The following is a 21,911-nucleotide window of genomic DNA, read 5'->3' on the forward strand; positions in this document are numbered from 1 at the left end:
ATAAAAGTTGGCAGCCCCTTAGCCGGCATCCAGCGCTTCACTGAACACCGACTGGGATCGCACGAGCGGTGAGCGCTATTCAGCTCGCCCCGTCAAGGCAACGGGTTTATCAAAGTGATCGAGCCAAAAATTGAGCACTACTTCACCACTCTTCTTAGGTGTATATTTCCACTCCAACCCCTTTTCCCCAAACCTTCTTTTCGTCCCCGTTAATGGGTTGACATCCGCCACAACGCCACCCACCTCCAACCGCCCTTCGAAGCCATAGCGTTCAAACATAGCGGGAATTGTTGTATACGCCGTTATCGAGTATTCCTGGCCCACTACAAATGCCTTCCGATCATCCCATACATGGCCATCGACCTTCAGACCCACCGTTGATCCGAGATTTTTATCTCCCATGACAAAGAACTTAACGTCCCGTGTTTGATCATCGAGCTGGATGCGTCCCGTGCACAGCCCCCAAAAGCCTTGTCCCTTAGCCCCCCAATATGCACCGGACTCAAACAAGTTCGCAGAATAATTAAATCCCGTAATCTGCGCACTAGTAATACCTTCATAATCAACTAATTTGTTATAAAGCTTTTTCCCCAACAGGCCGATCGGACTTCCTGATTTAGGCTCGACCTTGAGCTTTCGCTCTTCGTGACTCCACAGGATGAAGGGGGCATGGTTTGAGTCCACCGTCTCGCCATCCAGTGTAACCTCTGTTTCCTCACGCCAGTCCGACGACATTTGACCGGTTTTGAGAACCAGCGGAGGGACTGTAACTCCCGATTCTTCGAGCGAAAGCTGTAGATTGAAATAACCACGCTCATTACCGGCCTTCACTGTCCATTCAATGCCAGTCTCTACCAATTCAGCGGGCTCTGGCAATTGCACACCATAACCAGGGGCGTGGGGATCAGGTTTGCCCAACCGAATCATTTCACCAATGAATATGGATCCCGAACGCGGCACCACCTTGACAGAATAGCTCTCCTCAAAGTTAAAGAGTAATGCCACGTCACGGGAAGGGTAAACTTCCTCGCCATTAACATACACGCTCAGATCTGAATACAGCGGATGTTTTTTGTAAACGGGGACTACACTCTCGTATACTTCCGGGTGCCGAATCGTATCCCACACTTCCGCCCTGATGTTGAAATTTTGAAATTCAAGATCCAAGTCATTTGGCTTGAACGCAAAGGTAGATTTACCTTCCGTATCTGTTGAAGTTTCATCTAGAATCTTCCCTCCCCAGGTCCACCTCACCGTCACACCTTCCAGCGGCTGCTTGGTGTACGGTGAAATCACTGTTGCTACCAATTTGCTGCTGTTTCCCAATTCGACAACGGGGATAACATGATCCCAAGTGACATGATCGATTATTTTTCGGTGATGCCCGACATCGAATGAGAATGAAAATACTGGCGCGGTCCAGTAACTTCCCAAGCCCGAGGGGACAATACCGACCTCGCCATGCTCACGACCGTCAGACGTGATATCCCAGGCCAGCGTGGGTTTTTGATACGCCTCTTCCGGATCACTGTGCCGGATATTAAATTCCGGCTCGGCGCTGAGGCCGCAGTCCTCCGGTGAAAGCTTCTCATGCAGCCAAAGGCAACTGGCGCGGAGTTCAGACCATGTTTCACCCTGTTCGAAAGGGATCTCAAGCCGATGAGAAGCACCGATACATACTTTGAGCGTATTACCGGCAGGCGGATAAGGGAGTGCAATGGGGTCACCCAGTGGATCAATGACAAATTTCTTGTCACGTGAGGTCAGCCCCACCAGTTTCAATCGCGAAACTACCCTTCTGAGGCACAATACAGACGAGCCTCCAACAGCCGGCGTAGAAAACTCTACGCGAATACGCTTGACACCTGACAGCTTCGGGATATTGACAGACGTGTAATCTTGCCAAGTAGGGTCACTCGGGCTAAGCGTGCTCTCATCCCGCCCAGGTTCTCCATGCAAGGTTATTTCCAGTACTTGTCGATCGTTTTCGCCCCCCAACGCCAGCACGCGCAGGGTACAGGCTTCTTTGAACCACTGCACATCGTACGCGAACGCCACATCATACATACCGCCCAACTTAGGCAAGTCGAACTCTTGGGAGAGCACCCCACCACCAAACACCCCCACCCAAGTGTCATCATCCCTGCCATAGTAGTTTATGTACTTCTTGTCATTGATCTTCCAGGACGTGCCCGCAACAGGACTAATCGATCCTTCGGGAAAGGACGGGTCCTTAATCAGATTATGCCCTGGCGTTGTCGAAGCATTATCAATACCCTCAAGGCCTTGCATTTCAGATACATCACCATTACTCATGATCTTGCCCTCGGTATTAGCATTTAATTACCCAGCCAGCAAAACGACCGGCAACACGCGCACATCAAAGTTGACAACCTCATCAACTAACAGCGACATACCCAATCACAATTTTCCACCTACCCAACTTTGCAATTCATTACACTGCCCATTAGGAATCGTTATCAAACCCGGACGCCCGCCGACCACTTCTCTTCGCGAGCAGCGTCCAACGCGATCACTTCTTCTTCAAACTTCTGCCCGCCGTACAACGCGGTGTACTCCACTTGCACGACAATGTCGCTCAAGGTCGCCAGTACCTCGACCTGGTGCAAATGACGCGGGAACTTAAGCATCCAGGTCGATACTGCGCCGGTGTATTCGAACGGTTCGTAACGGTCATCCGCGTCCACCCCCATAAACCGGCCGCGGTCCTGGTTCGCCCCCGACAGGCAGATCTGCTGCCCTCCACGCAAGCTCCTGCGGACATTGCGTCCGTCAGCTGGCTCCTCCTCCGTTGGTGAGGGCGCCAAGAATTTCACCCCTTCGATATCTGGCTTGATCAGCAACTGGCTGTCCAACTGGGTCAGGGTGGCGCGAATGTTCTGATAAGGCCCCAGCAAGGCAGGCATGCTCACCGATATGCTGTGCAGTCGGCGCATGTACTGGCCTGGATAGTCCTTGTTGAAAAGGCTCTCCGACAAGGTGAAACGCAATTCGCCGGGCCCCTTCTCTCCCAGTTCACCAAGAACGCCATCCCAGTCGTCCAGGGGAGTGCCATCTCGTTTGCAAACCAGATTGCTTTCGAGCAAAGCATTCAGCGAAACCGTCTTGCTGACTTGCAAGTGCCGCTCATTGCGCAATAGCGCTTCCGACTCCAGACGTATCAGCTCCAGGCGCAGCGCGGCGCCGGCATTCAATCCGTGTCGATCGGCCTGCCAGACAGGCGGGCGAATAACGCGACTGTCGTAGTTGCCTGTCTCGAACTGCCAACAGGCTTCGGCACTGTTGCAGAAGCTCGCGGCCACATCGAACAGCGTCGCGTACAGGGTTGCGGTTTGCGAGCGTAGCCAACGATACAGCGACACATTGGTTGACTTGTTCTGGTAGAACGCATAAAGCTGCTCAGTCTGTTCCAGCACTTTCTGGCTGTGCCGCAGTGAGCATTGCGCCGCCAAGGTGGCGTGTTGCTGGGCCTGGAGTTGTTTGTCGAGAACCTGCAACTCCTTGCCTGCCAATTTGGCCTGAAGTTGATACTCTTCGCGACGCCGGCGATAACCTTCGGTTTCACGCATCAGCTCAGCCGCAATGGTCATGGCCGAACCCCCTGCATCCAATAAGAAGCCGGCACCCATCAGGGGACCTGACGCAGGCTTGCCACCGCCACTGGACGTACCAAAGATAGTCGGTACCACTGATGCGAAGTGGGCGGCGGAGATGGTTGAATTGGCCAGCGTCGACAGCGACCTGCCAATGCCGTGCACGATCTGAACGTTGATTTCACCTTGGGACATGTATTCTTCGTATAAACGCGAGTAATGTTCCTGTCGCAGCATTACCGCTGCCTGTTGCGCCTCGAGCCCTTCCTGATTTTTGGTTTGCTGAGCAAGCAGCTGCTGCTGCACGGAGATGGTGTAATTGGCAAGTTCCGCCGCCTGTTGAAACTGCATTACCTCTAGTCCGGTGCGTTCCTCAAGCTCCATGTAACTGCGCAGTTGATCGCCGAACTGAATCAGTGCAGCCACCACCTCGTTGGCCTTGGCAATCATGGTGCGCAGGCGATAAGGCGGTACGACGGTGCGGTAACCCAACAGGTGCGACAAGTTTGCATTTCCGCCCATGCGCGCCATCAGCAAATCCAATGGATTCAGCGCTGGAGCATAAAGCGGCACGTGCATCGGTGCTCCATCAATGGTGAGGAAATGCCGCAGGTTGTAGAAGCGCTCGTCCAGCAAGCGCCATACATCGAGCAGTTGTTGATTGAGCGGCAGACGGAAAGCCTGATGGGCTGCAACGCCCACCCATGGGAAAGTGGACAGTTGCTTCGGCAGGTTGGCGGGTACGATTTGGCCGGCATGCTGCAACAGCACGGGCGCCGCTGCACGGTCTCTCAATAGCTGCTGCGGGGTTTTAGGCCGCCAGGTGCTCATGGGCCTGGCATCTGGGGCATCCCCCATCAAATCGGCCGCCATGCGATAGAGCAACCAGGCATTGGCCAGGCTATCGCGGGTTTGCACGCGGTAAGACTGGTCCGCTTCGCAGATCAGCGTCTGGGCATACTGCATGAAAATGGCTTTGCGGTAATGCGAGGGGGCATGCAACGCAATCGTGTGCGGGTCGATCAACTGATGCTCAAGCCCCGACGACTGGGTATCGTCCTGAAGGATCCAGCCACAACTCCAATAATCAACGCTGGGGTATTCGGTACTCGTCTGGGTGCGGCCCGGATCGAAAATCAACTTCAACCAGCGCCGCGCCTCCTCGAAACGCTCCTCATCCTGCAAACGTGAAGCGATCAGATGAGGGACATGGAAAAACAGTTCGCGCAGGTAAAGCCCATTGGCATCATGCCAGGTCATCAACGGATCGTCTGCCGCGCGCTGCCAGCCCCGGTATCCTCCTGTCGCCAGTGCCTTGATGTATGCAGGTTCCTGCTGGTGCTGGGCGTCCCAGGCAAATACCGCGTGAAGTGATGCTTGGGCACGGTTGATCAGGTCCGCCACATGCTGGGAGTTCAAGCGAGCGACCAGTGGAGCGTTATCGCCACCGATGTCTTCGAAGACCAGAAACTCAGTGCCGCTGGATTGGCGTTCGATGTGAGGAACGTTGCCGAAGTCAGGGCCGGTCATGTTTGCCAATGACAACTTAAAGGTCGAACGCTTTTCACTGTTCTCGAAGCTGACCTCCAGCGTCTTGTCAACCTCGGAATCGAAGGGGTAAAAGATCCACGGCGTCACCGCATTGCCATTGGGCACTAAATCACCAAGCCATTTCTGAGAACCCACTGCCAACGTATGCTCTCGCAGAGGGCCGAAGCCAAACTCCCAAGTCAAATAGTTTTTCGCATTCGCCAGCGGTAACGTCTTACCGGCAAAACGCCACGTGAATCCCGCACCCAGCTGAATACTCACTGGACTGTATGTAATCAACTCAGCCATGTAAGGCGTCAGGTCCAGTTCTTTGACCGCTTCCCAGTATTCAAACTGGGCTAGCGAATAATTGTGGGCTTCCAGCTTTACGACTTCTTTGCCCTTGTATAACAGCGCTATGGTAGAAGGAGGCTCTTTGGATTCAGCCACTACACAGAACTCGACACGCCCCCGGTGGTTGGTACGAACCAGTGTACTCATCCACGAGGTCCCCCCCTCCTGCCATCGCACAACTTGCAGCAGCATATTTCGAATGGAAAACCCCCACGATATTTCGTGAGACACACCCCGTACTTGCAAACGATAACCCGCATTACCGTCGGCGGATACGAACTCTTCAACCAAGGCCTGCACGCTCATCAGCGGGTTATTGTCGGCGCCAGGGGTAATGGCCTTCAGCGTCAGTTCACTGCTCGACAGACGCATCTGAAACTTCAAAAGATCGGTACTGCCTTCGAAATAGCGGAAAAGACGGTGCCTGGCCTGTTTTTGATTTTCCTTGCCATCGTCAACCTCGCGTTTCAGAACATCACGCAAGACGCTGAACTTTTCGTCATACTCAATCGCGCTGTTGACTTCCGTCGCTATAGCCACCGCTATCAGCAAGCGATCTTCACTGCCCCGCAGGCTGGCAATCGCCACTGCCAGCAGGCGAAATGGCTGCAGATCCGATTCGGCATCAGCCTTCACCGGGAGGCGTTCGCTCCACAGCTGCTCCGGCATAGACCATTGATTATCAAGCCCGAAGTGTGCAACCTGCAGTTTTACCGGGCGTAGTTGTTCTTCGCTGTCTGACGCTAACGAGATCGGTTCGTCATAGGACAGCCAAACCACATGCAGCCGCCCGCAGAACATCACCAGCCGTGCCTGAAAGATATTGCTTGCAGGCAGGCTTATGGACTGCCATTCACTCCAGGCATCCGGTTGAATAAACGTGGACTGCTGGTCCAGACGCACCTTGATCTTTCGCCAATAATATTGCGCGGGCGACGCCGCGTCCCGGCCCAACAGGTAATAATCAGAGTTGGCATAGGCGTAACCTGGAAAGTATTGACTATCCTGCTCGCCCGCCAAGGCATCCATATAGCCGGATATCACCTGGATACTGTTCTGATGTTCATAACCCTTCAGGTAAGCAAGCAAGGCGGCTTGTACGGAGCCGTCGCTAATCTTGCCTTGCCCCAGATCATTCTCCAGGGTCTTGAACAGCTGAGTCTTGTCCAGCCTCAAGTCGGCACGAATATAATTTTCCGGATAGTCCTCGAGCATCTGGTAGGCCGCCCAGAGCGGGTAACTCGACATGGCCTGCCGCCAGAACGAAACCAATGCCGGGTCGAACTCACTTTCATAACCAGGCTCGATTCTATTAAATATCGAGTTGATGTAGGTCTGGGCGCAGGCCAGCGCTTCCGCCACACGCGAGGTGCTGACAGCAGCCGTATTTTGCGTGTCGGTCATCAAGAAACGGTCCAAATGATCAGGCGTCACCATGTTCAAACCCGACGCGTGAAGTTTTTCTGGCATTACATGATGAATGACATATGCCGACAAGGCATTGCGCCGTTGCTCGAACAGCAAGTTACTGAGTTCCGTGTTCATGACACCCTCGCAAACGAAACAGAAATCATGATCAAGACCGTACTATCCTTGAGGCGCAGGGATCACTCGGATAGGAATTTTCACGGGTGCCCGAAGATTGCCATGCGAGATACCAAGCACTGCATCCACGCCATTCTTGTCTACAGGTTCCAGCCACTCCATCGCCTCACAGGTGATCGTCCAGCTAACTTCCCTCTCGCCCTTAAACTCGGTAGCTGTACCCAGCGTCGGTGTGAACTTCAGGCCCAAAGAGTGCGCGGACCGGCGCCCGAAATACAGGAGATTTGCCGGTTCGGCCAACAGCGGGTGGCCCTGGGCCAGGCGATACGTAAGGCAATAGTCGGCGCCAGATTGAACGATGATGATCGGATTTTGTGCCTCCTGGCCTTCGAATAGAATTTCGACCTCCAGTGGCGGTATGAAGACGATTGGATCGAACTTTTCCTGCAATTCATCCTTCGACGCGTTGACCGTTTGAGTTTGCGGTTTGCTGCTTCTGAGCAGATACCGTGAAATGCCATCAGGCCCAGTCGGAATCACCTCTGACTCCACGCTCTTTTCATCCACAGACCAGGTCACCGGATAACGAGCCACAGGTATGGCCGCCTCATCGGAGGTCATTACCTGTATTTCATATTCGGCGGCTTGGATACCATCAGCCTCTGGCCAGACAAGACTTTGCCGAGCGTTCGTGAACTTCGCATCCTTGAGCACCTGAATCTTAAGTGACTTGCTCACATATTCATCTGGCTTGTCTTCCTTCCTGACCAGCCTCACGTTGACCTCCACCTCGCCGCTCGTGGCGGTGAGCAGTGTGGCGTGCCCCAGACCTTTGTCATCGGTCACAGGGACGGCATCAATCAAATCAGCCCCCGTGCACTCCCATTCCAGCACTTGATCGGCAATGGGTTTGTCATTAAGCGACAGCACCGAAGCCATGACCTTGATCGGTTCACTCGCCACGGCCGAAGAAGCCAACGTAAAGGCGAAGATATAAGGCTGATCACGGAATGTGAGCGTTAAATAGGCCGGGCTCCCCCTGTCGTGGACGTATGCCCAGGTTACCTTGCCACTACCGGGGTCGAGGCTGCGCAACTTGATGGTGCTGTAACCCTCGAGGTCTGTCAGTGTCTCGCCAAAACTGTCGACGAAAACACCGTGCTCGGCGGTCCAGATGACCAAACGGTTGACCGCCGGATTGTCATACCGGTCTACCAGCCGGGCACGTAAGGTATACGTCCCCTGATTGCCGGCGAGCACCCATTCGGGTGGTTCCGGATCCAGAGGCTTCATGGTCAAACTTCCCTCATCACAATCTATTTCAATGGGCTGAGCGGTGGCCTTGCTATCTAGCAGATAGTGCGCCGTGACATGGGCAACACCTAGCTCATCACCGGCTTCCAGTTCAACTGACGCCTCGCCCTGCTCATCGGTGTAACTGAACTCAGCATGCAGAATGCCAAGGGTGGTTGACCAGTTCACCCTGATCCTCGGAACAGGCTCGTTATTCAGGTCCAGCAGTCTGAGGGTAATCTTGGTCATTTGTTTCGACTTGGCGACCAGCCTTGGGCTGGCAACCAGGCAGTGAGGGGACAAGCTCTGACGCAGCTCGCTGTCGTCACGCCGCTCTTGCGTACGCTCGTGATACAGACTGCTGAGCATCTGCTCGGCGGCATCTCGATAGCGCGACACATCATCATGCGAACTCAAGCGGCTGAGCTTCAACAGTGACGTCGCACTCAAGCCCGTTCTACTACTCATTTCTCGCGTCGCAACCAGCACGCACAGCTGGTCCAGGGAGCGTATGATCCCGTCATCAGGGGCGACCTTGGCGGCTACATCGAATACTTCGCGTACCCCCCACCCAAGCCACTCCGCGATTTTTTCGGCGGCCGCATCCCTGATCAGAGGGGCTTCCGTGTCTGACATATCGCCCACACCTTCGACCAGGGCGAAATAGGCCAGCAGTTGCTCCTCGGTTTGCCTGCCAGCGCGCAGGCAGTATGTATAACGCTCGAGATAGTAGAGCGTGTGCAGGGTCAGATCGGTCGAGACAACGCTGAATCGCGATTGTCGGGAACGCACCAGCAAGGAGGAAAACAACGCCGGGCTCAATGAGTAACGGTTTGCAACTTCGGCGCATCGCCGCAGGCGATGGATAAATGGCAGCACCGCTTTGATGGCTACGGATTGCGCTTGCTCAGGGTCGAAAGTCGACGCCGTCTTTAACAGGCTATGCGCCTTCTCACCGGCCCAATAGATCAGTGAAATGACCACATCATTGTTCACACGCAAAAACTGCGACAGGTGCTCCTGTGCTACACCCCATTGCTGCGTACGGATGCGCAGTACGACACTGAGGATCAGATCCCGGAGCCGACCGAACTCATCCTCGGTCAGCTCAGGCAAGGCCGGCTCCTGTTTTTTCTCCGCAGGCGGCTCGGCGTCTTCTTCGACACCCATGAGCTGTTTGATGGCAACGGCGATTTCCCGTCGGGCAAAGTTCTCATACTGCTCGGTATCGAAATCTTCCTCGACGTTACCGGACTCAGTAATCAGGCCTTTTTCATCGACGATCTGGCTCAACTGCGAGTGCCAGTCCCCCACACGCAATGGCGTCACGCCAGCTTCGCTCAGCAAGAGATTGAAGTCCTGAAACGGTACAAGATTGCTCTTGATGCCGTAGAACAACGCCGTGATGTCCTCTAGCACCACTTCGTTATTTTCCAGCGGTAGCACTTGCTGTACCAACCAGCTGATCGGCATGTTCTGGGCCTTGCACCATATGACGCACTGGATGACGGCATGGATCACGCTGATGGTGTCTGCCTGTTCAAAGTGCTCGTACATAGCACTACGAGGCTTATCGACGAGCAGCAGGGCATAATGGCCTTGTGGTCTTAGGACCTCCAGCAACGAGAGAAGCTCAATGCTGGTGACCGACAGCAACTCCGCCAGCGCCGTCACCCGGTAGAAGGCACTGACCGTGGGTAAATCGCGGTGTAATCTTTGCGACCCTTGCCCCTGCGAAACCAGCCGTGCCAGATAACGGAATGTTTCAATGTCAATGCCCAGACCATTGCACAGTTGTTCCACCGTACGGTCGTCGGGCGCATCGTCCCGGCTCATGCTGAAAGCCTGGCCATCGAGTTTCAGGGGGGCCAGATTACCGCTGTTGAATATTCGGTCGAACTGGCTCTTGGTGGTGCCAACGGCGAAAACCGACAGGTTCCCCAGCAGCGCAGCGAACGTTTCGGCGGTACAGTCAAAGCGCGTACGCAGATCTTGGAAAAGGCCAATCGCTCTCATCGTGTTGGGCGTCAACGTCAGCACTTGAAGGGCGGACAAGCGACCGATAATACTGAAAGCGTGGTGTTCGGCATCGATGGCGGCACAGACCAATTGATCGGTCTCGGCGTAAGTCAACTGCAGGTTTGCAGCCAGTCGTACCAGACGGTTAACACGATCACAGCGGTCTTCATTCAAATGCAGGAATATATGCTTTCCGGGGGTTTTGGCGTCGCCGGCCACTGCAACGGGTTGGTCATATCCACTGTTGATGAAGCGTGCGCCAAAATGAGCGGGTGATACTTCAGTGTCGCCCTCGGATACACCGCCGGAGGGGGCCGGTGCATTCAACGAACGAACAGGTGCATGCGCCCCGAGGCCGAACAGCGATTCCATTTCAAGACGGTCAATTTGCAATGCTTGGCAAAAGCTCAGCACGTTCAGCAGGTCATGGTGGCCATCGACCCCGAAGTTGGTCTTGAAGAACTGCTCACTGTCATCAACGGCACGCTGGTGCTTCTGCTCGGCAGTCACTGCTGGCAGCGCCAGCAGCTTGCGGCTGCGGGGATCGAAACGAATACCACCCGTACCGCTACTGCCAAAATAAGCAGGTTCGATCAACAGTGCGCGCAAGGCAGGCCCCAACTCCGAGTCCTGCTGCAAGGCGACATCAGACCAGGAGGAATGCGCCCCCGGCTGTATAAAATAAGGCGCCCGCACATCGGAGAGGCGCGTCATGTCGCTGAACTTCACTTGGTTGAACGCAAAGACCGTCTTTATCTGCTGCCAGTACTCTTCGTAGGGAAACGTCCGCATGGGATAACGCACGTGGAGCAGCTTGTCATCCACACTGACATCAAGCGGGTCGTGTTCCTCGATCAAGCGTTCCAGTACGTCTATGACCACTTCGATCTGCAGCAGCACGCGGTTCATGGCGTCCTCATCGAGGCGCATGGCGTAGAGGTCGGGTCGGCGTGTTCTCAAAGACACGCTCTTGTCAGGATCGCCTCGACATTCGAGATGGTCTCGAATGAAATACAAGAGATCCATAAGGTAAGCGACAGGCGAGGTGGTGGCATCTATCGCTTCAGGGTACGTATACGTACCCCAGGGTGGATAGAACAAGTGCTCGAATGTCGGCCCGGCACAGATATCCAACAGCCCCTTGAGTTCATCGGCGGCACGCCTGGCAAGCCCACTGGTGCGCTGCTCGCGGAATGCCCGCATCATGGCCGCCATGGCAACATCCAGGCGTCCCTTCAACTGTCCTGCCTGCTTCAAGCTCAGTCCAGGCACTGCGCTCACCAACTCTCTAGCGGACTTTTGCTGAAGGCTGTCGATCGTCGTTGACGCAAGCGAGTCGATACTGACGCTGAACTGGATGGCCGGCTCTGTTTGCAGAATTTCGCTCAGCAGCCTTCCAACGTGATCTTCAGCCATGTCCGACACCTATAGTTAGCCGCCCCACGCCATTAACGGTGGAGCTCAGTCAGGCCCAGACTAGCCTTGCTTGTCGAAGCCTGAAACTGACAGAACTGATAGGTGACGATCCTCAATTCATGGATTAAAAGGGCTGTTCTACTTGGGTATTTGCTACCCTCACTGCCCGGGCAGGGAACGATCCATCAACCGCAGCTTCAGCAAGGAAAATACCCCGGTCTGCAGGCCGGTGACGAAGAGTTGACCAATAAGGCGGCGGCGCAACCATCGGTTTGTGGGAAAGCAGGGCTCGCCTGAGCAAGGGGCCTATGCGCGGCAGCCCTTAACCCGATGTGGACCGCCTGCCAATGGGCCTGACAGGGCCTTGGCCGCGCATAGCGGCCCCGACAATTTCAAGCCAAACAGATGCCTTTCACTTCTTGCGCTGCATCCAGGCCGCACCCAAGCCGCTCAGGCAGATGATGGCGATGCCCAACAGGCTGGCGCTGTCGGGTACCTGGCGGTAGATCAGTAGCCCCAACAACCCGGCAAACACGATCTGGCAGTAGCTGAACGGTGCCAGCAGCGCGGGCGCGGCATGGCGGAAGGCCTGGGTCAGCAGCAGGTGCGCACTCATGCCGAATCCGCCCAGGGCCAGCATCAGCAGCGCATGGTCCCAGCGCGGTACTTCCCAGAAAAACGGCACCAGTGCACTCATCACCAGGGTGTTGCACAGCCCGGCGTAGAAGTTGCTGGTGGTCGGGCTGTCGTAAGCCGCGAGGATGCGCGTGAGCAGCTGGTAGAAACAGAAGCCCAGCGCCGAACCGAACGGGTACAGGATGGCCGGGGTGAACATCGCGCCACCGGGGTGCACCACCACCAGCACACCGATGAAGCCCAGTACCACCGCCACCCACTGCCCAGCTGTCACCCGCTCCTTGAGCAACGGCGCCGACAGCGCAGTGACCAGCACCGGCGCGAGGAAGTTGACCGAGGTCGCCTCGGCCAGCGGCAGGTACTGCAGGCCGGTGGTGAATAGCAGGCTGGTGCTCAGCAGGCTCAGCGCGCGCAAGGTCTGCAGCACCGGGCGACGGGTGCGCAGCACATTGAGGCCCGACTTGGGCAGGAAGATCCCGGCCATCAGCAGCGTGTGCACCACATAACGGGCCCACACCACCATGACGATCGGGTACAGGCCACCGAGGAACTTGGACAAGGCATCGTGGCTGGCGAACAGGAACGTCGCCACCACCACCAGGGCGATGCCGCGCAGGGGTTGGTTGACTCCGGACAGCGGTGTGCTGGAACTCATGGCGTTCTCGACGGTGGCGCGGCTGCATGCTGCGCCAGGGGAAGGTGCGACAGCACGGATTCTAGAAGAGATACGACGACTTGAGGAAGATCATTTCCGCGCTTTGCATGGGACCTATGCCATTCCGTTCGCTGATCGACCACTTTCCACCCCCGCTGCATGGTCCGTGCCCGGCAAAACGCGCACCATCGGTGACGGACCCTCGACCACGAACAAGGAGTTTTCATGCAACGGCTCACCACCCGCAACGGCCTCGACCTGCCCTGCATCGGCCTGGGCACCTGGCCGATGACTGGCGACGAATGCACCCGTGCCGTGCACCAGGCGCTGGAGCTGGGTTACCGGCACGTCGACACGGCCACCGCCTACAACAATGAGGCTGCCGTCGGCCAGGCCCTGCGCGACAGCAGCGTACCGCGCGAGCAGATCCACCTGACCACCAAGGTCTGGTGGGACCGCCTGGAGCCAAAAGCCATGCGCCAGTCGCTGGAAGACAGCCTGCGCGCGCTGGGCACCGAGCAGGTCGACCTGTTCCACATTCACTGGCCCGGCAAGGACTGGGACCTGGCCCGCAGCATCGAAACCCTGGTGGCCCTGCGCGATGAAGGCAAGGCGCGCAGCATCGGCGTGGCCAATTTCCCGCTCGGCCTGCTGCGCAAGGTGGTCGAGGAACTGGGTGCGCCACTGTCGGCGATCCAGGTCGAATACCACGTGTTGCTCAACCAGCAACCGCTGCTCGACTACGCCCGCCAACATGACCTGCTGCTGACCGCCTATACCCCGCTGGCCCGTGGCCGTGCGGCGGAGCAGGCGGTGATCCGCGAGGTCGCGCGCAAGCATGGCGTGCTGCCGAGCCAGGTGGCGTTGAAGTGGCTGCTGGACCAGGATGGCGTGGCGGTGATTCCCAAGGCCAGCAGCCGGGAGAACCAGCTGGCCAACCTGGCGGCGCTGCAGGTGCGGCTGGATGATGCCGACCGGGCACTGATTGCCGGGTTGCCGAAGGATCAGCGGGTGGTCAGCCCGGACTTTGCGCCCGACTGGAACAGCTGAAACCTGCAAAGGCCCTATCGCCGGGCGCCGGCAGCCCGGCTACCACAGGATTGTCACCAGCGTCCAAGCATGCGCTGTACTGGTGGGAGCCGCGCTTGCCGGCGATGGGCCGCGAAGCGGCCCCACGATTTCAAGGTTGTTGCATAAATTGCCGGGGCCGCTTCGCGGCCCATCGCCGGCAAGCGCGGCTCCCACCACAGGGATCGCGCCAGCTTTCAGAAATTGAGCAATAGAACCGCGGCGAAGCAGCCCCCAGGCCTTCAAACGCTACACACAGACCTGCTTCAATCGCTCACTGGCTGGCGCCGGGCGCCCATACAGGTAGCCCTGGAAGTGCGAACACCCTTCCGCCCGCAGCCGCTGCATCTGTTCCTCCGACTCCACCCCTTCGGCCGTGGTCTTGATCATCAGGCTGTTGGACAGCTCGGTAATCGCGCGAATGATCGACATCGCCTCGCGGCTGTCGCACATGTCATGCACGAACGACTTGTCGATCTTGATCCGGTCGAACGGGAACGAACGCAGATACCCCAGCGACGAATAACCGGTGCCGAAGTCATCCAGCGAAATCGACACGCCCAGGTCCTTCAGCGCGCGCAGGGTACGCACGTTTTCCTCGCTATTGCCCAGCAGCACCGACTCGGTGATCTCCAGCTCCAGGCGCTGCGGCGCCAGCCCCGAGTCGGCCAGGGCCAGGGTCACGGTGTGCACCAGGTTGGCGTTCTTGAACTGCACCGGCGACAGGTTCACCGACACGGTCTGCTCGGTCCCCCAGCTGGCCGCCTCCTGGCAGGCCAGGTTCAGTGCCCGGGTGCCAAGTTCGTGGATCAGCCCGGTTTCCTCGGCGATGGGGATGAAGTCCATGGGCATGACCATGCCCCGGGTCGGGTGCTCCCAGCGCAGCAGCGCTTCGTAGCCGGTCACGCTGCTGGTCTGCTGATCCACCACCGGCTGGTAGTGCAGGTGCAACTGCCCCAGGTGCAGGGCGGTGCGCAGGTCGGTTTCCACCAGGCGGCGCTGGCGGGCGGCGACATCCAGTTCGAGGTGGAAGCACTCGTAGCGGTTGCGGCCGTTGCGCTTGGCCTCGTACAAGGCCATGTCGGCGTAACCGAGCAGTTGTTCGGCCTGGTCGTTATCCTCGGGGGCAATGGCGATACCGATGCTGACACCCACCGAGAACTGGTGGCCCTCGATCTGGAACGGCGGGCAGATCGCCTCGATCAGGCGCTTGGCGGTGCTGCAGGCGGCTTCGCGGCTGTCCAGGTGGGTCAGCACCACGGCGAATTCGTCACCGCCCAGCCGGGCCAGGGTGTCGTGCTCGCGCAGCTCGCGGCGCAGGCGCTTGCCCAGCGCGCGCAGCAGCTTGTCACCGAAGGCATGGCCGAGGGAGTCGTTGATGTTCTTGAAGTTGTCCAGGTCCAGGCACAGCGCAGCGGTGAGCTTGTCGTTCTCCTGGCCGCGCACCAGGGCCTGCTTGAGGCGCTCGTGGAACAAGGTGCGGTTGGGCAGCCCGGTGAGCGCGTCGTGGTGGGCCATGTGGTGGATCTGCGCGTGGGCGGCCAGCTCTTCGGTGGCGTCTTCGGCGACGAACAGCACGTAATCGGCCTGGCCCTCGCATTTCTGGCTGAGCAAGGCGCGGCTGCGCAGGGTGCGCGGGCCACAGGCGGTATCGACCCGGGTTTCGGCGGCAAAGCCTTTGCTGCTGCGTGCACCGCGGCTGAGCTGGGTTTCCAGGTAGTCCGCCGCGGCCGGCGCCAGGCACTCACCGGGCGTGTGGCCGATCATCGGCTTGCCACCGCCACCGAACAGGCGCTCGGCTTGCTGGTTGGCGAGCAGAATGCGCTGGCTTTCAAGGTCCTGGACGATGACGCTGGCGGGGATGTTGGCGATCACCGAGTCGAGGAACTGCGACAGGTTGGCCATTTCCTGGCTGTATTGCTCGGCCAGCTCCTTGGCCTGCAGCAGCTCCAGCTCCTGCTGGCGACGTTCGGAGATGTCGCGGGTCACCTTGGCGAAGCCGACTAGCTGGCCGTTATCGTCACGAACCGCCTCGATCACCACATGGGCGTGAAAGGCCGTGCCATCCTTGCGCAAGCGCGCACCGATCTCTTCAAAGCGGCCGGTGTTGCGGGCCTGCTCCAGGTTCTGCTGCGGCAAGCCAGCGGCACGCTCGGTTTCGCTGTAGAACAGCGAGTAATGCTGACCGACGATTTCTTCGGCGCGGTAGCCTTTGGCCCGCTGGGCGCCGGGGTTCCAGTTGGCGACAATACCGTCAGGGGTGAGCAGGTAGATGGCATAGTCCACCACGCTCTGGATCAACAGCCGGTACATGATGTCGGGGCTTGAGACTAGCGACATGAAATTTACCTGAACCTGCGACGTGCACGAAAGGAGCCCCGGGCCAGAGGGGCCGGGTCTTGAAAAGCCGTGCTGGCATTATGCCTTGCGAGTCGATTTTGTGAAGTGGGTCACATAATTTTGCCGCATCAGTCCGCCGTCAGTGGAGGACGGAAGACACCTGGTAGGTGAGCAGGTCCGGCTCGTCGTCGGGGAAAATTTGCTGCACCGGCCGTTGCAACTGAGCCACCACGGCCTTGCAGAATGCCACTGCAAGCGGGTCCAGGGTATAGCACCGCAGCAGCCAGTCGCCGGGGCTGGAGAGCAACTGGTTGGCCACCGCGCGGCCGATGCCCTGGCGCCGATAGCGCTTGAGGATGAACAGGTCGGCCAGCTCCAGCGCCTCGATGCCGGGTAACTCGCTGCGCTCGACCAGCACGAAACCGGCGATGAAACCGTCCACCAGCACCAGGCTGGCGCTCCAGCCCGGGGACTGCCAGTAGCGCTGCAGGTGCTCTTCGTGGATGTAGAAACGGCCGTCCACCTCGACATCCTCCTGCTCCCAGTCGGAGGACTCATAGGCGTAGAACTGATAGAGGTTACGGATCAGTTCGGCCTGGTCGGGGGTGGTGGGCAGCAGTTCGATGGGCGGCATGGCGCGGAGGGCTCAGGGAAAAGGCCATTCTAAGGCTTTTGTTTGACCTGTGACGGCCAATTCGCGGGTAAACCCGCTCCCACAGGTTCGTCATTGGGCTAAGTTCTGCACAGTAGCTGTGGGAGCGGGTTTACCCGCGAATTGGCCGTCACAGGCTTATGCCACTGCCGCCACAGCCTCGATCTCCACCAGCATGCCATCCAGCGCCAGGCGCGGCACCGGTATCAGCGTGCACGTCGGTTTCATGCACCCTCCCCAAGCCCGATCCGCCTCGGCCACCCATTGCGCCAACCGCGCCTCGCTGTGATCGACAATGAGCAACGTCAGCTTGAACACCTGTGCCAACGTTGCCCCCTTCGAGGCCAGTGCAGTCTGCAGATTGGCCAACGCCTGGCGGGCCTGTTCAGCGAATTCGGGGGAAAGCTGCCCAGCGGCATCCTCCCCGCCCTGCCCGGCAATAAACAGCAGCCGGCTGCCGGCGCTGACCTCGGCCACGTGGGAATAGGCATTGGCACTGGGGTCGTACAGGCCTTGTGGATTGGACAGTTGAAATGCGCGGGTCATGGAACGCTCCTTCGTGTGAATGAGCGTCCGAGTCTGTTGGCTCGAGTTAGGTAGAGGTCAAGATGCCGTAGGAAATTTCTTTATTACTGTACAGAAGCTCAACACCGCGTATGTAGGATTGCGCCGCGCAGTTCGCTAGATTGCAGTTCCCGGCACGGAGGCCAGAGCCGCGGCGCAGCGCCGCTTCACTGAAGGAAAAGCCATGAGCAAGCCCTACGCGTTTCAACTCGCCTACACCATCAGCCCTGTGAACAATGAACACGAAGGTGACGCCGCTGTCGCGCGTGCCCACCTGCGTGAAAAGATGGGCTGGAAGACCGTCGGCAAAGTCGAAACCACGCTACACGGTGAGCTGGTCCTGTCTCCAGGTACGGCTGATGAAAAACGCCGAGAAGCCGGCAAGTCGATGCGTACCCTCATCCGTGCCCAGTTCAAGGCACTGGAGGTGGAGAACACGGTCAGCTTTGCCGGCAGCCTGATGGTCAGCGGCCTCGACCCGGCCATCAAGATCGGCATTACCCCCGACTGAGGCACCCGGTATCAGGCGCCCCGCGCCTGATACCGCCACCGTCATTTTTCCTGCAGCACCGCCCTGCCCTTCACCGCCCGCGGCCCGCGCCAAGCCCAGAGCAGCAACCCCGGGAACGGCGCATAGACCACGAACACGATCCACAGCATCTTGCGCTCTGCACGCCGTTCGCTACCGATGATGTGCCAGATGGCCAAAATTTCCAGCAGGATGACCAAGGCCGCGACCATGATCCAGATCGTTCCGATTTCCATAAGCACTCTCCCGTTGGCATGTAAGGGGTTGGGTTACTGCCAGCGGTGAGGGTTCATTCGGATTTGCTATCGGTGCAAGGCTTGGGATACCGCGTTGACGAACACCGCGTGCTCGTCATACAGGCGGTAGCTATTGCGCAAACCGATCACCCCAGTGGCCTACGACATCGTGCTTAAGCCGGACCAGCGGCATGCAGACGGCGAAATCTTGCCTATCGTTTAAAGTCCCACCGGACGAAGAGCGTCTTGCCATGGATATCAATACGCTGTTTGCGCAGTTGCACACCCTCCCCAGCATTCCCCAGGTGGCCCTGGAGCTGGTCCAGCAATTCGACAACCCCCACGAAAGCCTCGAGAAGGTCGCGCGCAGCATCGAGCGCGACCCGGTGATCGCCGCCAAGGTGTTGCGCCTGGCCAACTCGGCGCGCTTCAAGGGTGCCCGTGAGTCCGCCAGTATCGAGGATGCGGCGATGCGCCTGGGCTTCAACGTGCTGCGCACGCTGGTGCTGGCGTCGGCCGTGACCGGGGCTTTCAAGTCGGCGCCTGGCTTCAAACTCAAGGTGTTCTGGGGGCGTAGTTTCCAGGTTGCCAGCATCAGCCGCCTGCTGGCCCGCCAGGCCGGGCTTGACGGTGAAGTGGCATTCACCTGCGGGGTCATGCACGACATCGGCGAGCTGTTGATCCAGACCGGCGCGCCGGAATACGCCGCACGCATCAAAGGGGCCAGTGGCACCACCGGCCGCGCTGCCAGCGAAACCCAGCAACTGGGCTTCGGCTACCCGGAAGTCGGCGCCGAGCTTGCCAAGCGCTGGAACCTGCCGCAGACCTTGCAGGCGGCCATCCGTTACCAGGCGCAACCACACCTGGCGCCCGATGGCCAGCCCTATGCACGGGTCATCGCCCAGGCGATGGAGGTGTTCGATGCGCTGGAGCAGCACGGTGGGCCGACCGACGAAGCACGCGATGCCCTGGGCGGCCCGCTGTTCGAGGAGGTCGACCTTGACTTGCTGTTTGAAAAGCTGCCGTTCATGCTGGAGCAGGACAAGGCCTTCACCGACTACCTAGCCTGACTGCACGGGCCTGTTCGCGGCGGTTCGACGCCGCGAACAGGCCGCTGCAGGTCAACTCAACGGCCCGGCACGTGCGCCAAGGCAACTTTCAGCGCCTGGGCATCGGCAAATACCTGTTGGCTCACCAACACCCCATCGTTCACCTGCAGCCACAACACCTGCCCTGCCTGCCCCGGATAGCGGCTGGCAACACGGCCTTCGCGGTCGAGCATCACCCGGTAGCTGTAATCGCGCATCGCCGGTATGGCGAACAGCTTGCTGACCAGCACCGGCATCCCCTGGATATCGGCGACGAACACCGCATCGCGCGCCTCCAGATAGCCCTTGGGCGTATCGGCAAGGGCGGCCTTGACCAGCTTGGCGCCATCCATGTCGCGCGCCACCAGCAGAATGTGGGTATCGGCATTCAGGCTGTAAGGCTGGTCGTACTGGTCAAGCAGCGTCCACGGTGCCAACCGCTCGCCGGTCTCCAGAGCACTGGCCAGCAATGGCAGCAAACCGATCAGTAATGCAATGGCGTATCTCATCGAGGCTCTCCAGAACAGAGGCGCCAGCATAGCCCACTTGCCTCAACACGACCTGCAATACGACACAGGCCCGCCGGCGATTGTCTTTCCCGCACGCTCCCGCCACACTCTGCCGGCCAGCCAGGAAGCGGAGTCCAGAGTGCCCACACCACGCCAGTTCAGCAAGAAGACCAGCACCAGCAACATGCTGCGGCTCAAGGCCAGCGCCGGCAGCCCCGAGGCCCCCTACCGCGTCGACTTCATCCTGCTCGAGCACTTCTCGATGGCCAGCTTCACCGTGGCCATGGACGTGCTGGTCACCGCCAACCTGCTGCGCGCCGACAGCTTCCGCTTCACCCCGCTGTCGCTCAAGGGTGACCGGGTGCTGAGCGACCTGGGCCTGGAACTGGTCGCCAGCGAGCTGTCCGCCAACGAACTCAAGGAACTCGACCTGCTGATCGTCTGCGGAGGCCTGCGCACGCCGCTGAAATACCCCGAGCTCGACCGCCTGCTGGACGACTGTGCCGCCCATGGCATGGCACTGGGCGGGCTGTGGAACGGTGCCTGGTTCCTCGGCCGTGCTGGCGTGCTCAATGACTATGGCTGCAGCATCCACCCCGAACAACGCGCCAGCCTGTCCGAGCGCAGCCCGCAAACCCGCATCACCCCGGCCAGTTTCACCCTCGACCGCGACCGCCTCAGCGCCGCCAGCCCCAACGGCGCCATGGAGCTGATGCTCGGCCTGGTGCGCCGCCTGTACGGCGACGGCCTGGCCGAGGGCGTGGAGGAAATCCTGTCGTTCTCTGGTGCCCGCTACCGCCAGGTCGGCCCCGGGGCGAAAAAGTCCATGAGCCTGCACCTGCGCACCATCGTCGAGCTGATGGAAAACAACCTCGAGGAGACCCTCAGCCTCGACCAGCTGGCTGCCTACAGCGGCCGCTCGCGCCGGCAGATCGACCGCCTGTTCCAGGCCCAGCTCGGCACCTCGCCGCGGCGCTACTACATGGAACTGCGCATCACCAAGAGCCGCCGCCTGCTGCAGTACTCCGACCTGTCGGTGATGGAAGTGGCAGTGGCCTGCGGCTTTGTCTCGGTGTCGCACTTCAGCAAGTGCTACGCCGCCTACTTCGGCTACCCACCGTCACGTGAACAACGGCTGGGCGAGTAAGCGGGTTCAGGCGCGGATGTAGTTGAGCACCACGTCGCAGATCATCTGCCGGTGGCGCTGCTTGACCTGCTCTTCACCCAGGTCGATCTGGAAGATGTCGCCGAAGGTGTGGCGGTTGGACACCCGGTAGAAACAGAACGAACTCATCAGCATGTGCAGGTCGATGACCTCGATGCCTGGGCGGAACACGCCCTCCTGCACGCCACGCTCCAGGGTGCTGCCCAATGCCTGCAGCACCAGGCTGCTCATCTCGCGGATGGCCGGGGACTTCTTGACGTATTCGCCGTAGTGGATGTTCTCGGTGCACACCATACGCACGAAATCGACGTTGCGGTCGTGGTGGTCGAAGGTGAACTCGGCCAGCCGGCGGATCGCCTGCTCGGCCGGCAGCTTCTCCAGATCCAGGCTCTGCTCGGTCTTGCGGATGTCGCCATAGAGCTTGACCAGGCACTCGACGTACAGCTGCTCCTTGCTGCCGAAGTAGTAGTAGATCATGCGCTTGGAAGTGGCCGTGCGTTCGGCGATGGCGTCCACGCGCGCGCCGGCCAGGCCCTGCTGGACGAACTCGTTGATGGCAGCCTGGAGGATGTCCTCGCGGGTTTTCTCGGGGTTGTTCTTGCGCGGTTGGCGCGTAGCCGAGGGTTCAGGCGGGCTGAGGGGGGCTACGGGGTCGGTCATGGGGGCTCACGGGGGTGATTATTGGAATTGGAGAGGGA

14 protein-coding genes are annotated in these 21,911 nt (G+C 59.0%); 4 read left to right on the top strand and 10 right to left on the bottom strand.

Annotation, left to right across the window (positions count from 1 at the left end; all coding sequences use genetic code 11):
* Positions 1–75: 75 nt before the first annotated feature.
* From OCX61_RS16375 to OCX61_RS16390, 4 genes are all read right to left on the bottom strand, one after another.
* Positions 76–2,316, bottom strand: coding sequence for a hypothetical protein (locus OCX61_RS16375; protein WP_261940451.1), 2,241 nt, complete (start codon positions 2,314–2,316; stop codon positions 76–78).
* A gap of 164 nt (positions 2,317–2,480) precedes the next feature.
* A complete protein-coding gene (locus OCX61_RS16380; protein WP_261940452.1) occupies positions 2,481–7,043 on the bottom strand; it encodes a Tc toxin subunit A-related protein in 4,563 nt (1,520 codons plus the stop codon).
* 42 nt (positions 7,044–7,085) lie between these two features.
* Positions 7,086–11,771 (bottom strand): Tc toxin subunit A, encoded by a 4,686-nt coding sequence (locus tag OCX61_RS16385; RefSeq protein ID WP_261940453.1) that lies wholly within the window; start codon positions 11,769–11,771, stop codon positions 7,086–7,088.
* A 412-nt stretch (positions 11,772–12,183) separates the two neighbouring features.
* Positions 12,184–13,062: a DMT family transporter gene (locus tag OCX61_RS16390; protein ID WP_261940454.1), complete on the bottom strand. Its 879-nt coding sequence runs from the start codon at positions 13,060–13,062 to the stop codon at positions 12,184–12,186.
* 225 nt (positions 13,063–13,287) lie between these two features.
* Between OCX61_RS16390 and OCX61_RS16395 the strand changes: the two genes are divergently transcribed.
* Positions 13,288–14,112, top strand: a complete 825-nt coding sequence (locus tag OCX61_RS16395) for an aldo/keto reductase (protein WP_261940455.1) — start codon at positions 13,288–13,290, stop codon at positions 14,110–14,112.
* Positions 14,113–14,379: 267 nt separating this feature from the next.
* Here OCX61_RS16395 and OCX61_RS16400 read toward each other — a convergent pair whose 3' ends face one another.
* The 3 genes from OCX61_RS16400 to OCX61_RS16410 all read right to left on the bottom strand — a co-directional run bounded on the left by OCX61_RS16400 (position 14,380) and on the right by OCX61_RS16410 (position 17,668).
* A complete protein-coding gene (locus OCX61_RS16400; RefSeq protein WP_261940456.1) occupies positions 14,380–16,470 on the bottom strand; it encodes a sensor domain-containing protein in 2,091 nt (696 codons plus the stop codon).
* 139 nt (positions 16,471–16,609) lie between these two features.
* A complete protein-coding gene (locus OCX61_RS16405) occupies positions 16,610–17,104 on the bottom strand; it encodes a GNAT family N-acetyltransferase (RefSeq protein ID WP_261940457.1) in 495 nt (164 codons plus the stop codon).
* Positions 17,105–17,260: 156 nt separating this feature from the next.
* On the bottom strand, positions 17,261–17,668 hold the full coding sequence (locus OCX61_RS16410; protein WP_261940458.1) for a RidA family protein: 408 nt from the start codon (positions 17,666–17,668) through the stop codon (positions 17,261–17,263).
* A gap of 202 nt (positions 17,669–17,870) precedes the next feature.
* Here OCX61_RS16410 and OCX61_RS16415 point away from each other — a divergent pair, with 202 nt between their 5' ends.
* The gene (locus OCX61_RS16415) at positions 17,871–18,197 is read left to right on the top strand and encodes a hypothetical protein (RefSeq protein WP_261940459.1); all 327 of its coding nucleotides are present in this window, start codon (positions 17,871–17,873) and stop codon (positions 18,195–18,197) included.
* 41 nt (positions 18,198–18,238) lie between these two features.
* Here the strand turns inward: OCX61_RS16415 and OCX61_RS16420 are convergent, their stop codons facing one another.
* Positions 18,239–18,451, bottom strand: coding sequence for a PLDc N-terminal domain-containing protein (locus tag OCX61_RS16420; protein ID WP_261940460.1), 213 nt, complete (start codon positions 18,449–18,451; stop codon positions 18,239–18,241).
* Between the two features lie 251 nt (positions 18,452–18,702).
* Between OCX61_RS16420 and OCX61_RS16425 the strand changes: the two genes are divergently transcribed.
* Complete coding sequence (locus OCX61_RS16425) at positions 18,703–19,521, top strand: HDOD domain-containing protein (protein WP_261940461.1); 819 nt, start codon at positions 18,703–18,705, stop codon at positions 19,519–19,521.
* 56 nt (positions 19,522–19,577) lie between these two features.
* Here OCX61_RS16425 and OCX61_RS16430 read toward each other — a convergent pair whose 3' ends face one another.
* Positions 19,578–20,048, bottom strand: a complete 471-nt coding sequence (locus OCX61_RS16430; RefSeq protein ID WP_261940462.1) for an FAD/FMN-containing dehydrogenase — start codon at positions 20,046–20,048, stop codon at positions 19,578–19,580.
* A gap of 139 nt (positions 20,049–20,187) precedes the next feature.
* On the opposite strand from OCX61_RS16430, the gene OCX61_RS16435 reads away from it, so the two are divergent.
* Positions 20,188–21,195, top strand: a complete 1,008-nt coding sequence (locus OCX61_RS16435; RefSeq protein ID WP_261940463.1) for a GlxA family transcriptional regulator — start codon at positions 20,188–20,190, stop codon at positions 21,193–21,195.
* 6 nt (positions 21,196–21,201) lie between these two features.
* Here OCX61_RS16435 and OCX61_RS16440 read toward each other — a convergent pair whose 3' ends face one another.
* Positions 21,202–21,873, bottom strand: coding sequence for a TetR/AcrR family transcriptional regulator (locus tag OCX61_RS16440; protein WP_261940464.1), 672 nt, complete (start codon positions 21,871–21,873; stop codon positions 21,202–21,204).
* Between the last annotated feature and the right edge of the window lie 38 nt (positions 21,874–21,911).

Source organism: Pseudomonas sp. LRP2-20 (genome assembly GCF_024349685.1).
In the GTDB taxonomy this organism is placed as follows: Bacteria; Pseudomonadota; Gammaproteobacteria; order Pseudomonadales; family Pseudomonadaceae; genus Aquipseudomonas.

Bases quoted from the DNA above. Each gene is read 5' to 3' on its own strand.
- OCX61_RS16375 (WP_261940451.1), bottom strand. From the start codon at position 2,316: ATGAGTAATGGTGATGTATCTGAAATGCAAGGCCTTGAGGGTATTGAT.
- OCX61_RS16395 (WP_261940455.1), top strand. From the start codon at position 13,288: ATGCAACGGCTCACCACCCGCAACGGCCTCGACCTGCCCTGCATCGGC.
- OCX61_RS16440 (WP_261940464.1), bottom strand. From the start codon at position 21,873: ATGACCGACCCCGTAGCCCCCCTCAGCCCGCCTGAACCCTCGGCTACG.
- OCX61_RS16425 (WP_261940461.1), top strand. From the start codon at position 18,703: ATGGATATCAATACGCTGTTTGCGCAGTTGCACACCCTCCCCAGCATT.
- OCX61_RS16430 (WP_261940462.1), bottom strand. From the start codon at position 20,048: ATGAGATACGCCATTGCATTACTGATCGGTTTGCTGCCATTGCTGGCC.
- OCX61_RS16420 (WP_261940460.1), bottom strand. From the start codon at position 18,451: ATGGAAATCGGAACGATCTGGATCATGGTCGCGGCCTTGGTCATCCTG.
- OCX61_RS16385 (WP_261940453.1), bottom strand. From the start codon at position 11,771: ATGGCTGAAGATCACGTTGGAAGGCTGCTGAGCGAAATTCTGCAAACA.
- OCX61_RS16415 (WP_261940459.1), top strand. From the start codon at position 17,871: ATGAGCAAGCCCTACGCGTTTCAACTCGCCTACACCATCAGCCCTGTG.
- OCX61_RS16410 (WP_261940458.1), bottom strand. From the start codon at position 17,668: ATGACCCGCGCATTTCAACTGTCCAATCCACAAGGCCTGTACGACCCC.
- OCX61_RS16380 (WP_261940452.1), bottom strand. From the start codon at position 7,043: ATGAACACGGAACTCAGTAACTTGCTGTTCGAGCAACGGCGCAATGCC.
- OCX61_RS16400 (WP_261940456.1), bottom strand. From the start codon at position 16,470: ATGTCGCTAGTCTCAAGCCCCGACATCATGTACCGGCTGTTGATCCAG.
- OCX61_RS16390 (WP_261940454.1), bottom strand. From the start codon at position 13,062: ATGAGTTCCAGCACACCGCTGTCCGGAGTCAACCAACCCCTGCGCGGC.
- OCX61_RS16405 (WP_261940457.1), bottom strand. From the start codon at position 17,104: ATGCCGCCCATCGAACTGCTGCCCACCACCCCCGACCAGGCCGAACTG.